General features: G+C 58.0%; 15 protein-coding genes and 2 riboswitches. Of the genes, 10 read left to right on the top strand and 5 right to left on the bottom strand.

Annotation, left to right across the window (positions count from 1 at the left end; translation table 11 throughout):
- Positions 1 to 9 precede the first annotated feature (9 nt).
- Positions 10 to 903: a phosphoserine phosphatase SerB gene (gene serB / locus GJA01_RS05685; protein WP_062503380.1), complete on the bottom strand. Its 894-nt coding sequence runs from the start codon at positions 901 to 903 to the stop codon at positions 10 to 12.
- A gap of 42 nt (positions 904 to 945) precedes the next feature.
- Between serB and miaA the strand changes: the two genes are divergently transcribed.
- From miaA to speE, 6 genes are all read left to right on the top strand, one after another.
- Positions 946 to 1,953 carry a tRNA (adenosine(37)-N6)-dimethylallyltransferase MiaA gene (miaA, locus tag GJA01_RS05680; protein WP_062503378.1) on the top strand — a complete coding sequence of 336 codons (1,008 nt, stop codon included), beginning with the start codon at positions 946 to 948 and terminating at the stop codon, positions 1,951 to 1,953.
- 9 nt (positions 1,954 to 1,962) lie between these two features.
- Positions 1,963 to 3,759 carry a biosynthetic-type acetolactate synthase large subunit gene (gene ilvB, locus GJA01_RS05675; RefSeq protein WP_062503376.1) on the top strand — a complete coding sequence of 599 codons (1,797 nt, stop codon included), beginning with the start codon at positions 1,963 to 1,965 and terminating at the stop codon, positions 3,757 to 3,759.
- The gene (ilvN, locus tag GJA01_RS05670) at positions 3,759 to 4,286 is read left to right on the top strand and encodes an acetolactate synthase small subunit (RefSeq protein ID WP_062503374.1); all 528 of its coding nucleotides are present in this window, start codon (positions 3,759 to 3,761) and stop codon (positions 4,284 to 4,286) included. Before ilvB ends, ilvN begins: the two co-directional genes overlap by 1 nt.
- Positions 4,286 to 5,305: a ketol-acid reductoisomerase gene (ilvC, locus tag GJA01_RS05665; RefSeq protein WP_010504460.1), complete on the top strand. Its 1,020-nt coding sequence runs from the start codon at positions 4,286 to 4,288 to the stop codon at positions 5,303 to 5,305. Before ilvN ends, ilvC begins: the two co-directional genes overlap by 1 nt.
- 443 nt (positions 5,306 to 5,748) lie before the next feature.
- On the top strand, positions 5,749 to 6,228 hold the full coding sequence (gene speD / locus GJA01_RS05655) for an adenosylmethionine decarboxylase (RefSeq protein WP_010504462.1): 480 nt from the start codon (positions 5,749 to 5,751) through the stop codon (positions 6,226 to 6,228).
- Between the two features lie 73 nt (positions 6,229 to 6,301).
- Positions 6,302 to 7,174 (top strand): polyamine aminopropyltransferase, encoded by an 873-nt coding sequence (gene speE, locus GJA01_RS05650; protein WP_023944404.1) that lies wholly within the window; start codon positions 6,302 to 6,304, stop codon positions 7,172 to 7,174.
- A 38-nt stretch (positions 7,175 to 7,212) separates the two neighbouring features.
- Here the strand turns inward: speE and GJA01_RS05645 are convergent, their stop codons facing one another.
- The 3 genes from GJA01_RS05645 to GJA01_RS05635 form a co-directional block, all read right to left on the bottom strand.
- Entirely contained in the window at positions 7,213 to 7,650 is a 438-nt protein-coding gene (locus GJA01_RS05645; RefSeq protein WP_062503371.1) for a MarR family winged helix-turn-helix transcriptional regulator, read from the bottom strand.
- A 131-nt stretch (positions 7,651 to 7,781) separates the two neighbouring features.
- The gene (locus tag GJA01_RS05640; RefSeq protein ID WP_062503370.1) at positions 7,782 to 8,057 is read right to left on the bottom strand and encodes a putative hemolysin; all 276 of its coding nucleotides are present in this window, start codon (positions 8,055 to 8,057) and stop codon (positions 7,782 to 7,784) included.
- Between the two features lies 1 nt (position 8,058).
- A complete protein-coding gene (locus tag GJA01_RS05635) occupies positions 8,059 to 8,361 on the bottom strand; it encodes a putative quinol monooxygenase (RefSeq protein ID WP_034880839.1) in 303 nt (100 codons plus the stop codon).
- 95 nt (positions 8,362 to 8,456) lie between these two features.
- Positions 8,457 to 8,547: riboswitch (glycine riboswitch) on the top strand.
- Positions 8,548 to 8,624, top strand: a riboswitch (glycine riboswitch).
- Between the two features lie 61 nt (positions 8,625 to 8,685).
- Between GJA01_RS05635 and gcvT the strand changes: the two genes are divergently transcribed.
- The 3 genes from gcvT to gcvP all read left to right on the top strand — a co-directional run bounded on the left by gcvT (position 8,686) and on the right by gcvP (position 13,110).
- Complete coding sequence (gcvT, locus tag GJA01_RS05630) at positions 8,686 to 9,819, top strand: glycine cleavage system aminomethyltransferase GcvT (protein WP_062503369.1); 1,134 nt, start codon at positions 8,686 to 8,688, stop codon at positions 9,817 to 9,819.
- Between the two features lie 17 nt (positions 9,820 to 9,836).
- A complete protein-coding gene (gene gcvH / locus GJA01_RS05625) occupies positions 9,837 to 10,196 on the top strand; it encodes a glycine cleavage system protein GcvH (RefSeq protein WP_048842819.1) in 360 nt (119 codons plus the stop codon).
- 76 nt (positions 10,197 to 10,272) lie between these two features.
- Positions 10,273 to 13,110 (top strand): aminomethyl-transferring glycine dehydrogenase, encoded by a 2,838-nt coding sequence (gene gcvP / locus GJA01_RS05620; RefSeq protein ID WP_062503368.1) that lies wholly within the window; start codon positions 10,273 to 10,275, stop codon positions 13,108 to 13,110.
- Between the two features lie 67 nt (positions 13,111 to 13,177).
- On the opposite strand, the gene GJA01_RS05615 is transcribed toward gcvP, so the two are convergent.
- Positions 13,178 to 13,648 (bottom strand): YbaK/EbsC family protein, encoded by a 471-nt coding sequence (locus GJA01_RS05615; RefSeq protein ID WP_010504474.1) that lies wholly within the window; start codon positions 13,646 to 13,648, stop codon positions 13,178 to 13,180.
- Between the two features lie 105 nt (positions 13,649 to 13,753).
- Here GJA01_RS05615 and GJA01_RS05610 point away from each other — a divergent pair, with 105 nt between their 5' ends.
- On the top strand, positions 13,754 to 14,110 hold the full coding sequence (locus tag GJA01_RS05610) for a putative quinol monooxygenase (protein ID WP_062503367.1): 357 nt from the start codon (positions 13,754 to 13,756) through the stop codon (positions 14,108 to 14,110).
- The last annotated feature ends 84 nt before the right edge of the window (positions 14,111 to 14,194 follow it).

Genomic DNA, 14,194 nt, shown 5'->3' with positions numbered 1-14,194 from the left:
TGCACGAGGTTAGTCGGCGACGAAATCGGCTGCCTTGTAGCCCTGAGCAAACAGATGGGCGCGCAGATTGGCGAAATTGATCTGCGTGCCGATGATTTTTTTCACGTTTGGCTTGGCGTGGAAGGCGAGACCGAGGCCTGCGTTGGCCAGCATCGGAATGTCGTTTGCGCCATCGCCTGTTGTTAGTGCGGCCTTGAGTTGAACGCCGCGTTCGGCAGTCAGGGATTCGAGGTGGCTCAGTTTGGCATCTGGGCCAAGAACCGGGGCATCGAGACGACCGGTTATTTTTCCATCCACGATTTCAAGGCTGTTGCCGTAGTTCTCGTCGAAGCCGCAGAGTTCAGCGACCTTCTGGGTGAACCAGGTAAAGCCGCCTGAGACGAGTGCCGTGCGGGCATTGTGCTTGCGCATGGTGCAGACGAGTTCTCTGGCACCTTCCGTCAGGGTGACGGTTTTCCAGACTTCTTCAAGAACAGACGCAGGGTGACCGGCCAGCAGGGCGACGCGCTGTTCGATGGAGGTTTCGAAGTCGATCTCTCCATTCATGGAGGCGCGGGTAATGGCCGCGACCTGTTCCCCGATGCCGAGCAGAGCTGCCATTTCGTCCAGCGTTTCGCCAGTGACGATGGTGCTGTCCATGTCCGCGACTAGAACGGCTTTGCGGCGGCCACGGGTTTTCAGGAGCAGGGCGTCTGTTTGATAGGGCGCGAGGGTTGCGCGGATTGTCGCAGCACTCGCCGAGCCTGGGCCGGGTGTTGGGCATGGAATATCGACAGCTTCCCCGTCCGACAGGACGATGGGGGCCTTGCCCTTCACCAGCGAGCGGGCGACGTCGATGGCTTCTGGTTTGAGGGGGCCAGCCTTGCGGTCGGCAATGAGGGTCAGAACGGAAGGAAGGGACATAAGCTCTCGTAACGGTCCAGCGCGTGTGGCAGGAACAGGGGGATGAACGCCCCGAAGACAGCACTCATTGTGGCTGGCCCGACGTGCTCCGGCAAGTCGGCTCTGGCTCTGGACCTTGCCCGGACTTTCCGGGGGACGGTGATCAATGCGGATTCCATGCAGGTTTATCGTGATCTGCACATTCTGACGGCTCGCCCTGACGCGGCTGATGAGGCCGCTGTTCCGCACCGGCTTTACGGTATGCTGGATGCAGCAACGCCGGGCAGTGTGGCCTGGTGGCGGGTACGGGCGCTTGAGGAAATGGAGGCTGCCTGGGCGGAAGAACGCCTGCCAATCCTCTGTGGCGGTACGGGGATGTATCTTCGAGCACTGACGGATGGGCTGGTGGAAGTGCCCGATCCCGGCGATGAGGCGCGTCAGGAAGCGCGGGCGCTGGCCGAAGACATTGGTCCAGCGGCATTGCATGCCCGGCTTGCGGAGGTGGACCCCGAAACGGCGGAAACGCTTCGGCCGAATGACACGCAGCGGATTTCGCGGGCCTGGGAAGTGTGGCGCGGGACCGGGCATGGTTTGGTATGGTGGCGTACCCAGCCGGGGTTGCCGCCTGCGCCGTGCCGGTTTGTGTCTGTTCTTCTGGACCCGCCGCGTGATGTGTTGCGGCAATCTCTGAATGTGCGGTTTGAACAGATGCTTGAAGCTGGCGCTCTGGAAGAAGTGCGTCGTCTTATTGCGAGGGGGCTGGATTCTGTTCTGCCTGCCATGCGTGCGCATGGGGTTCCGGAACTTGCGGCAGTTCTGCAGGGTGACATGACGCTTGAAGCCGCGCAGCAGGCGGCCGTTCTGGCGATTGGACGATATACCCGCCGTCAGGCCACATGGTTTCGGCATCACGCTCTGGGTGTAGAGGCTGATTCAATGATTTCATTTCAAAGATATGCCCATTTTACGCAAGAATCGAAAACTGAATACGAAAAAATAGAACATTTTATATCTGTACGAGTTGACGGCACACCCCAACCTGTCCTAAATCCCGCGCCTCATACCCCTTAGGAGGATACGGTGACGGCTGCTGCTGAAAGAGACGCAACAACAGGCAACGAAGCGCTGAATGGCGCGGAGGTGCTTCTGCGCGTTCTCGATGAACAGGGCGTAGAGGTAGTCTTTGGCTATCCGGGGGGCGCTGTCCTTCCAATCTACGATGCGCTTTTCAAGCAGGACCGTATTCGCCACATTCTTGTCCGTCATGAGCAGGCTGCCGTTCATGCGGCTGAGGCTTATGCGCGTTCGACGGGCAAGGTTGGCGTTGTTCTGGTGACGTCTGGTCCGGGTGCGACCAATGCCGTGACCGGCCTTGTTGACGCGCTGATGGATTCGATCCCGCTGGTCTGCCTGACCGGTCAGGTGCCGACGAAGCTGATCGGCAATGATGCGTTCCAGGAAGCGGACACGACGGGCATTACCCGTCCGGCCACGAAGCACAACTATCTGGTGCGGACGCCGGGCGCTCTGGCCCAGACGGTGCGTGAAGCTTTTGAGGTGGCGCGTTCCGGTCGTCCGGGGCCTGTGCTGGTTGATCTGCCCAAGGACATCACGGTTGGTCAGGCTCCGCTGACGGCCCCTGCCATGTCCCGGCTGAAGCGTTTCCGCCATCAGGGTGGGCCGGATGCCGAAGCGATTGCCCGCACGGTCCAGGCCATGAAGACGGCCAAGCGTCCGCTGTTCTACACGGGCGGTGGCATCATTAATTCCGGTCCGGAAGCGTCTGAGCTGCTGCGTCGTCTGGCGCGCAAGACAGGTTTCCCGGTGACGTCCACGCTAATGGGGCTGGGGGCGTTTCCGTCTCCTGATCCGCAGTTCCTGGGTATGCTGGGCATGCACGGGTCTGTTGAGGCGAATATGGCCACGCATGGCTGTGATCTGCTGATCGCTCTGGGTGCGCGTTTCGATGATCGCGTGACGGGCCGTGTGGATGCGTTTTCACCGAACTCGTTCAAGGTTCATGCGGATATTGATCCGAGCCAGATCGGCAAGATCATTCGTGTGGATGTGCGTCTCGAAGGGGATGTTCGCGATACGCTTCAGGCGTTGCTGGATGCGTGGGACGACACGCCAGCACCTGATCTGAGCACATGGTGGAACCAGATTGCGTCCTGGCGCAGCGTGGATGGCTTCGGCTTCACGCAGGACATGACGCCGTCTGCGGTGATCCGTCCGCAGCATGCCATTCGTCGTCTGTATGAAATGGCGATGGAGACGGGGCGTGACACGTTTGTGTCCACCGAGGTTGGCCAGCATCAGATGTGGGCGGCCCAGCATTTCCAGTTTGCCGAGCCGAACCGCTGGCTGACTTCCGGTGGTCTGGGAACGATGGGCTATGGTCTGCCGGCTGCTGTGGGTGCGCAGGTAGCGCATCCGGATGCGCTGGTGATTGATATCGCGGGTGAAGCCTCGACCCTGATGAACATTCAGGAACTGGGGACGATTGCGCAGTATCGTCTGCCAGTGAAGATCTTCATTCTAAACAACCAGTATATGGGCATGGTGCGCCAGTGGCAGGAACTGCTGCATGGGTCGCGCTATTCCCAGTCTTACAGTGAGGCGCTGCCAGATTTTGTGAAGCTGGCAGAAGCGTTTCAGGCAACGGGAATGCGTGCGACCTGTGTGGGCGAACTGGATGATGTCATTCGCCGGATGCTGGAGCATGATGGTCCTGTCATCGCGGATATATGCGTGGCGGAAAACGAAAACTGCTATCCGATGATTCCGTCGGGGGCGGCCCATAACCAGATGCTGCTTGGCCCGGATCAGGATTCCGCGGCGGCAGGTCTGACCGAAGAAGGGATGATGTTGGTCTGATGACGGAGACAATCCAGAATTCGGTCATCTCGGTTCTGATTGAGAACGAGAGTGGCGCGCTGGCCCGCGTGGTGGGCCTGTTTTCCGGCCGTGGCTACAATATCGAAAGCCTGACGGTGGCGCTGGTGGATGCCGAGCGCAGTCTGTCACGCATTACGGTTCTGACGTCGGGGACGTCGCAGGTCATTGAGCAGATCAAGGCGCAGCTGAAGCGTCTGATTCCTGTTCATGCTGTGTGTGATCTGATGGAAGAAGGGCCGTATGTGGGCCGCGAGCTTGCTCTGGTGAAGGTTGTGTCCCGCGGCGAAAGTCGTACGGAAGGTCTGCGGATTGCAGACTCCTTCCGGGCACGCCCGGTTGATACGACGGCCACCAGTTTTGTGTTCGAATTGACGGGGTCTCCCGCCAAGATCGACGCTTTTATCGAGTTGATGCGCCCCCTTGGCCTGGCTGAGGTTTCGCGCACGGGGATTGCGGCCATTGGCCGTGGCCCTTCTGTCTTTCACGTTAACGAGGAACATGTCTGATGCGGGTGTATTACGATCGCGATGCCGATCTGAATCTGATCAAGAGCAAGAAAGTCGCGATCATTGGCTACGGCAGCCAGGGTCACGCTCACGCCAACAACCTGCGTGACAGCGGCCTGACCGACATCGTCATCGGCCTGCGTCCGACGTCCTCTGCCGTCAAGAAGGCAGAAGAGGCTGGTTTCAAGGTCATGTCCCCGGAAGACGCTGCTGCGTGGGCCGATGTGGTCATGGTTCTGACGCCGGATGAAGGCCAGGGCGCTCTGTACAAGGATAGCCTTGAGAAGAACCTGAAGCAGGGTGCCGCTCTTGCGTTCGCGCATGGTCTGTCCATCCACTTCCGCATCATTGAAGCCCGTCCGGATCTGGACGTGTTCCTGATCGCGCCGAAGGGCCCGGGCCACACGGTTCGTTCCGAATACCAGCGTGGCGGCGGCGTGCCGTCCCTCGTCGCTGTGGCGCAGAACGCTTCCGGCAAGGCTCTGGACATCGCTCTGTCCTACGCTTCCGCAAACGGCGGCGGCCGTGCAGGCATCATCGAGACGACCTTCAAGGAAGAAGTCGAAACCGATCTGTTCGGTGAGCAGGCTGTTCTGTGTGGTGGCGTTGTTGACCTGATCCGCGCTGGTTTCGAGACGCTGGTTGAAGGTGGCTATGCCCCGGAAATGGCTTACTTCGAGTGCCTGCACGAAATGAAGCTGATCGTGGATCTGATCTACGAAGGCGGTATTTCCAACATGAACTACTCCATCTCCAACACTGCGGAGTATGGTGAGTATGTGACGGGTCCGCGCATCATCACGCCGGAAACGAAGGCTGAGATGAAGCGCGTTCTGACGGACATTCAGGATGGTACGTTCGTTCGTAACTTCATCCTTGAGAACCAGTCCGGCGGCGTTGGCTTCAAGGCTATCCGCGCTCGCAATGACGCTCATCAGATTGAGAAGACTGGTGAGAAGCTGCGTGCGATGATGCCGTGGATTGCCAAGGGCAAGCTGGTCGACAAGGCCAAGAACTGATCTTTACGGGTTGGAGTCCCTCAGCGGTTTTCTGCTGAGGGGCAGGAAAAACACGCGTCTCGGAGTTGGAGGATTTCCGGCTTTGGGACGCGTGTTTTTTTGTTTTGAGGCGCTCCGAATCGTTTTTTAATACGGATATGACAGGTCCTTGAATTATTGGATTAAAAAGCGTTGATGTGTCGGCCCATCCCAAGACGAAGCCTCTTTTGAGAGGGATCTTGGGGTGTTTTTATGCTGCTATCCCAGTTGTGAGGTGCGCCAGACACTGATGAGCGCAATGTATGGAAGCGTGGGCGGACGCCTGTTTCTTCCTAGAATATGACATATTAACGAATCAGGGCAGAAAATCCTTGCATCCGCAGGGAGGGGGCTCTAACACCGCGCTTCTTGGCCCAAGGGGGCGATTTCGCCCAACAGGCTGTCTACTGGTTTGGGGGTACGTGATGAACGCACTTGCTCAACTGGGGATGGTATCGGAACTCCCGAGAGATATCCAGAACAGCGATGCTCACTCTGTTGAAGAGGAGCGCAAGGACTACTTTATTGAACGGGATGGCGAACGCTATGCCGGCAATCACCTGCTGATCGATTTCTGGGATGCCCGGAATCTGGATGATCCGGCACGTATTGATGAGACTCTGTGCGAGTCAGCAATCGCTGCTGGTGCAACGATCCTGCACAGCCATTTCCATCACTTCACGCCGAATGGTGGCGTGTCTGGTGTGATCGTGCTTGCTGAGAGCCACATCTCGATCCACACGTGGCCGGAGCGGAATTACGCTGCGGTTGACGTCTTTATGTGTGGCGCATGTGATCCGAATCTCTCGATTCCGGTCATGCAGCGTCTGTTCCAGGCTGGCCGTATCGAAGTCGATGCCGTGCGCCGTGGACGCGTCCAGGACAGGAACGCTAGCGCGTCCTGATCCTCAGGCAAGGATCGGCCCGGTGGGGCCGGTCCTGCTTCTGCACTGAAATCCCGACAAGGAATTGAAGACCATGGCTGAAACATGGATCAACGAGACCCTGTACCCGGACTGGGGACAGCGTTTTCTGGTCACGCGTGAACTTGCGCGCGTTAAATCTGACTTCCAGGACGTGGTGGTCTTTGAAAGCTCCAGCCATGGTCGTGTGCTGGTTCTGGACGGTGTGATCCAGATCACGGAGCGCGATGAGTTCGTTTATCAGGAAATGCTGACGCATGTTCCTGTTCTGGCGCATCCGTGTGCCAAGCGTGTTCTGATTATTGGGGCTGGGGACGGTGGCGTTCTGCGTCGCGTTCTGGAGCACAAGACCGTCGAGAAAGCCGTTATGGTGGAAATTGACGGTGCGGTGATCGAGCTTTCCAAGCAGCATCTGCCGAATATTGCAGGGGATGCCTGGAACGATCCGCGTGCGGAAGTGATCGTTGGCGATGGCATCGACTATGTTGCCAAGGCTGCTGACGGATCTTTTGATGTCATTATCGTTGATAGCACGGACCCGATTGGGGTGGGTGAAGTCCTGTTTACGGATGAGTTCTACAGCAACTGCGCGCGTATCCTGTCGGATGAAGGTCTGATTGTGAACCAGTGCGGTGTGCCGTTCATGCAGGCTGATGAACTGTATGAGACGAGCCTGCGTCGTGCGAAATTCTTCCCGCATGTCTCAGCGTATGTTGCCGCTGTTCCGACCTATGTTGGCGGCTTCATGACGCTGGGTATGGCCTCCAAGGGCCAGTCACCAAACACGCAGACGCTGGAGCAGATCCGCGCGCGTGCAGAGGCTGCCAATATTCTTGGAACGACGCGTTACTGGACGCCGGAAATTCACGTCGGGTCTTTCAATCTGCCGCCATATATTGCCGAGCACCTTCCGAAGACGGACAAGTAAGGTGCTTTTCCCCTCACTTTTCTAAAAGTGAGGGGGCTTTAAAGACAGCGTTCGAGACTGCTGCTCATCCGTTCCAGAAGCGTTATGAGAATGTCTCGCTCGAGTGGGGTAAAGCCTTTGAAGGCTTCCTTGCTCGCTTCTTCCATGATCGGAATGATTTTCTGGCCTTTCATCAGCCCGTCTGGTGTCAGGCGAATCTGGCTGACACGTTTGTCGTTGGGATCGGTTTCACGCTCGATAAGGCCGTCGCGTTCCATGCGGGCCAGCAGGGTTGCCATGCCGGGCTGCTCGATGCCTGCGAATTCGGCCAGATATTTCTGATTGAGGATTTCCCCTTTTCCTAAAGCGAGAAAGACCGGGATCTGGCCTGCGCGCATTCCGGCGGGTTTCAGTTTCTGCTCCATCAGGCGCGTAAACAGGCGCCCTGTTGTGGTGGCGAGGAATCCGATGGAGAGACAGGGCGCCTGGGTCCGCATGGGGAAATCCGCCTTAGGTGGATAATGTGGATAAAATACATAACATGCTATGTATTTAGTCTGAAAGGCCCAATGTGCCGAAGAAGCCGTTCCCCGACGACATTGGAGGCAGGGGAAACGGCTGATGAGGATTATGGTTTCGTGGTCTGTGGTGTGCTCTGGCAGCGGTGGTCGCGGAACAAAGCCCACTCTTCGCAGGTCTGTCCGGACGGGAGGTGGCACATTCCGCTTTGGCCGGTGGGACCGTTTACGATTTCGAGTGTGCCGCCCTGTTTGATGCAGCTTGCGCTGGCAGGGTTCGGCATGCCGATGATGCGGTGTTCTGGTGTCTTCTGGTTAGGGGAAGCGGCACAGGCCGTGACCAGCAGGAAAGCGCAGCCGAAAAGACTGTTTTTCAGTGTGTGCATATTATGGGGCTGTCCTTGTGAAAAAGCGGACGCTTTTTTCGACTGCGCCCAGAGCTTTTGTTGTTGCGGCAAATTTCTCGAAATGAGGTGTTTTGAGATGTGTATCGAAGGCCGCCTGATCCGTGTAGCGCTCGACCAGCACGATGGTGTTGGGATCTTCGTTTGAAGTGATGACGTCGAAGGCGAGGCAACCGGGTTCGTCTGCGTTGGAACGCTCACTGTCATAAGCGCAGTTTTCCAGAAAAAGAGAGCGGTTCTCCGGATTGATGGAGAATTCTGCGATGACGGTCAGTTCGCCAGCCATTGTGGCTCCTTTCAAAGTCTAAAAATGTCCAGAAATCGTAACGCGGAACAGATCGTAACGATTGCGAAGAAATTGGGAAACTGGCAGGATTAAGTCCGACCAATACGGGAGAGACCAGCTTTTAGAGCTGGCGCCGAAGGAGCAACCGCCCCGGAAACTCTCAGGCCAAAGGACCGAGTTGGTCGGTAAATTCTGGAGAGAGGTGCGCCTGACGTACCCGCCGACGGGATAGCGATCTCAGGCAAAAGGACAGAAGGGGCGGCGTATTCCGGAAACTCCGGGTGCGTCTGCACCTTCATGTTTTGACCGGGCCGGACCTACCCTATGACCGACTCTCTCCAGCGTACTCCTCTTCACGCTCTCAATCTGGAGCTTGGTGCCAAGATGGTGCCGTTTGCGGGTTATGAGATGCCGCTTCAGTATCCGGCCGGGCTGATGGCCGAGCATCTGCACACGCGTAGCAAGGCCGGGCTTTTTGACGTCTCCCATATGGGGCAGATCAGGATTTCTGCCCGTAGTGGTGATGTCCGGGATGCGGCTCTGGCGCTCGAAAGCCTGATTCCGGCTGATTATGCGGGGCTTGCGAAGGGACGGCAGCGCTACGGATTTCTGACCAATGATGCCGCAGGTATTCTGGATGATCTGATGGTCGCCAATATGGGCGATGATCTGTTCGTTGTGGTGAATGCGTCCTGCAAAGAGCAGGATGCGGGGCTGATTGAAGCGGCTCTTTCCAACCGTTGTGTTGTGACGCGACAGTTTGATCGCGCGCTGATGGCGTTACAGGGACCGCAGGCTCAGGAGGCTCTTGCACCTCTTTGTCGGGCAGCGGTCGATATGCGTTTTATGGACGTGATCGAGACGGAGCTTGCTGGTGTTCCGGTGACGCTGTCGCGTTCGGGTTACACGGGCGAAGACGGTTACGAAATTGGCTGTGCAGCCGCGGATGCGGAGACTGTTGCACGGGCGTTGCTGGCCCAGCCACAGGTTCTTCCGATTGGGCTTGGAGCCCGGGATTCGCTTCGTCTGGAAGCGGGGCTTTGCCTGTATGGCAATGATATCGATACGACGACCACGCCGATTGAAGCCTCTCTGGCTTGGGCTATTCAGAAAGCCCGGCGCGAAGGAGGTTCTCGTGAAGGGGGCTATCCGGGCGCTGAAATCGTTCTGCGTCAGGCTCGTGAGGGTGTCAGCCGCAAGCGTGTTGGCCTGATGGCGGAGGGGCGTGCGCCTGTTCGTGCGGGGGCGAAGCTTTTTGCGGATGCGGAAGGCCAGAAAGAGATCGGCGTGGTGACGTCAGGGGCTTTTGGCCCGACGGTCCAGGCGCCGGTGGCGATGGGATATGTCGCAACAGACTACGCGGGAAATGACACGGCGCTGTTCGCCGAACTGCGTGGGAAATTCGTTCCGGTTCATATTCGGGCGATGCCGTTCGTGGCGCCCGGTTTCAAGCGTTAAGCCAAGGAAAAGCAGCGATGACGACTTATTATACCAAATCGCATGAATGGATCCGTCTGGACGGGGAAGAAGCGACCGTAGGCATTACGGCGCATGCTTCTGAAGAACTGGGCGAACTGGTGTTCGTGGAAGCCAAGGACGAGGGCACGGACGTGGCGGCGGGCGATGCTGCTGCGGTTGTGGAATCCGTCAAGGCGGCGTCTGACATTTATGCTCCGGTTGCCGGTGTGCTGTCGGGTTTCAATACGAAGCTGTCCGACGAGCCGACGCTGGTTGGTAATGACCCGGAAGGTGAGGGCTGGATCTTCAAGATGAAGGTTTCCAACCCGGATGACGTGACGTCCCTTCTGACGGCAGAGCAGTACAAGAGCCTCTGACGTTCTGTGATGGGTCTGGCTTCTGTCGGACCCATTTTTCTTTCCCTGCCCATCAAGATTTCCAGAGAACGATACCGTGACGATCCTGTGGCCTGAACAGACCGAAGACTTCAGCTCCCGCCATATTGGCCCACGCTCCTCTGAAATTGCGGAGATGTTGCAGACGATCGGGGCGTCCAGCCTTGATGATCTGATTGACCGGACGGTTCCAAAAGCCATTCTTGATCGTGGTGACCACGGGATTGGCGCGGCGCTGACGGAACAGCAGGCTCTGGCGCGTCTGCGGGAGATTGCGTCCCGGAATCGTGTTCTGACGTCCATGATCGGGCAGGGATATTACGACACGGTTCTTCCGCCGGTCATCCAACGCAATATTCTGGAAAACCCGGCCTGGTACACGGCTTACACGCCGTATCAGCCGGAAATCAGTCAGGGGCGCCTTGAGGCGCTTCTGAACTTCCAGACGCTTGTGGCTGATCTGACAGGGCTCGATATTGCCAATGCGTCCCTGCTGGATGAAGGCACGGCCTGTGCGGAGGCTATGGCGCTGGCCAAGCGTATCTGCAAGTCCAAGTCCGGCCGGTTCTTCGTAGATGCTGATACGCATCCACAGACGCTGGCTGTTCTGAAGACGCGGGCCGAGCCGCTGGGCTGGGAGATTGTGGTGGGTGATCCGGCGACGGATCTGGATGCGGCGTCCGTGTTTGGTGCGCTGCTGTCCTATCCGGGGTCGTCTGGGGCTGTGCGTGACCCGCGGGGTGTGATTGAGGCTGTTCATGCGCAGGGCGGTATTGTTGCCGTGACCTGTGATCCGCTGGCTCTTGTGATGCTGGAAAGCCCAGGGGCTCTGGGCGCGGACATCGCCATTGGTTCCATGCAGCGTTATGGCGTGCCGATGGGTGGTGGTGGCCCGCATGCCGGGTTCATGGCGACGAAGGACGCTTACAAGCGGCATATGCCGGGGCGTCTGGTCGGTGTGTCCCGTGATAGCGCCGGGCGTCCGGCGTATCGACTGGCGTTGCAGACCCGGGAACAGCATATCCGCCGGGAGAAGGCGACGTCCAATATCTGCACGGCGCAGGTTTTACTGGCCGTCATTGCGTCTATGTATGCGGTGTATCATGGGCCGGAAGGGCTGAAGGCGATTGCGGGTCGTACGCATCGTCTGGCGACTATTCTGGCTGCGGGTCTGGAGGCTCTTGGCGTGACGGTTGAGACGGAAACGTTTTTCGACACGCTGACAGTGCAGGCAGGTTCCGATGCACAGGGCATTCTTGCCAAGGCTCTGGACGCCGGGATCAATCTGCGTGATGCGGGCGAAGGACGGATTGGTCTGTCCTGTGATGAGACGACGACGCCTGAGACCATTCGGGCGCTGTGGCAGTGTTTTGGGGCGGACGAGGCGCGTATTGCGGTTCTGGAGCGGGAGCTTTCCGTTGAAGAAGGTCTGCCGCAGGCGCTGTCCCGTCAGGCGGCTTTGCTGACGCATTCGGTGTTCCATGTTCATCGTTCGGAGACGGATCTGCTGCGGTATATGCGGTCTTTGTCTGACAAGGATCTGGCGCTGGATCGGACGATGATTCCGCTGGGCTCCTGCACGATGAAACTCAATGCGACGGCGGAGATGATTCCCATTACCTGGCCAGAGTTCGGGCGGATTCATCCGTTTGCGCCGAAAGACCAGCAGGCTGGGTATGCGGAACTGTTCGCGTATCTGGAGCGGACGCTGTGTGCGATTTCGGGCTATGATGCTGTGTCGCTTCAGCCAAATTCTGGCGCACAGGGTGAGTTTGCAGGCCTTCTGGCGATCCGGGGTTATCATCAGGCGCGTGGGGATATGGATCGCGATGTATGTCTGATTCCGGCGTCTGCGCATGGGACAAATCCGGCCTCTGCCCACATGGTGGGGATGCGTGTTGTTGTCGTGGCCTGTGACAGCAATGGCAACGTGGATGTTGAGGATCTGAAGGCGAAGATCGCGCAGCATGACGGGCGTGTGGCGGCCATCATGATTACCTATCCGTCCACGCATGGTGTGTTTGAGGAACGGATTGTCGAGATCTGTGATCTTGTTCATGCGGCTGGTGGGCAGGTTTATCTGGATGGTGCGAACCTGAATGCGCAGGTTGGTCTGGCACGACCGGGCTTGTACGGGGCCGATGTTTCGCATTTCAATCTGCACAAGACGTTCTGCATTCCGCATGGCGGTGGTGGGCCGGGCATGGGGCCGATTGGCGTGGGGAGCCATCTGGCGCCGTATCTGCCGGGCCAGAACGGGATTGCCGTTTCTGCTGCACCATATGGGTCAGCGTCCATTCTGCCGATTTCTGCGGCGTACATCATGATGATGGGCGATGAGGGGCTGCGCCGTGCAACGGAAGTGGCCATTCTGAATGCGAACTACATCGCGACGCGTCTGGAAGCGCATTATCCGGTACTGTATCGGGGCAGCAATGGCTTTACGGCGCATGAGTGCATTGTTGATCTGCGGCCAATCAAGGATGCAGTTGGTGTGACGGTGGACGATATTGCTAAGCGTCTGATTGACCACGGGTTCCATGCCCCGACGGTCAGTTTCCCCGTAGCGGGCACGTTCATGATTGAGCCAACAGAGTCTGAGGGCAAGGTCGAGCTGGATCGGTTCTGCGATGCGATGATCGCCATTCGGAAGGAGATTTCCGAAGTGGAGGCTGGTGCTGTTGCGATCGAAAGCAGCCCGCTGCGTTTTGCGCCGCATACGACGGCGGATCTGGCGGGTGCGTGGGATCGGTCTTACAGCCGTGAGACCGGATGTTTCCCTGGGGGTGTTTCCACGTCCAAGTACTGGTCTCCGGTGGGGCGACTGGATAATGCCTGGGGTGATCGGAATCTGATTTGTTCTTGCCCGGATATTTCCACTTATGCGGACGCGTAAGCTGGTCTGTTTTTGATGCAAAAGGCGCCCTGAGAGGGGCGTCTTTTTTGTTGGATAGAGGCGAGGGTCAGGTGCTGACTTTGACCCATGTGGCGGACGTCAGTTCTGCAAGGCGTTGCGGTGTGAGGATCACGGAAGCGTTGGTGGCTCCGCCAGCAGGGATGATCTGTTCAAAGGCGCGCAGAGAGTCATCGCAGTACACAGGGAGAGGTTCGGGGAGGCCGAATGGGCAGACGCCGCCCGGTGGGTGGCTTGTCAGGGCCAGAACCTCTTCACCGTTGAGGAAGCGGGGGCGACCGCCGAGCGTTTCTTTCGTCAGGCGGTTGTCCAGGCGTTTTGTGCCTGCCATCACGACGAGAACGGTTCTGGCATTTGGACCTGATCCGACTTTGACGCCGAGGGTTTTGGCAATCTGGTCGGGTTCGACGCCATGTGTGGCGGCGGCTTCTTCGACTGTTGCTGTGGAGCTGCTGGTCACGACGACGGAGAGGTCAGGCGCACGGGTGGCGAGATCTGCTTTGACGCTTTCGAGACTCATGGATGTTGGTTCCGGTGATAGGAAAAGGATGTTTCATGTGAAACATGGGCGAGACTTCTGAAAACCGATCTTTTAGAAACAGGCTTTGGCAGGGCCGTGGATCGGATGTTTCATGACGGTGCTGCGTTTCGTTTCCTGAAGGATCTTATGATGAGCCATTCTGCCTGTGTTGTCGCTATCCTGACTGTTTCTGCTGACAGGGCGCGCGACCTAGAGCTGGAACTGGTGCGCTGCACGGTGGCGTCCCGCAAGGAAGAAGGCTGCCAGCGTTACGTGATCAGCCGGGATATGGAGACGGCAGGACGGTTTACGGCGGAGGAGCGCTGGGCGTCTACGGCAGCATTTGAGCAGCATCTTGAAACGCCGCATTTCCGAGCTCTGGCGGGGCTTCTGGATCGACTGAATGCTACTGTGCAGCTGATGCGTGTGGAGCCTCTGGATGAAATCAGTGACGGGGTCTGAAAGCAGTTTCAATTTCAATGGGAATGTGTCTCTTCTGGGGTGCCGCTGTTGGAGCGACGGAACAGGGATAAAGGAGAGACACCC

Source organism: Gluconobacter japonicus (assembly GCF_002723975.1).
GTDB lineage: Bacteria > Pseudomonadota > Alphaproteobacteria > Acetobacterales > Acetobacteraceae > Gluconobacter > Gluconobacter japonicus.
This window is presented reverse-complemented; position numbering and strand designations above follow the sequence as displayed.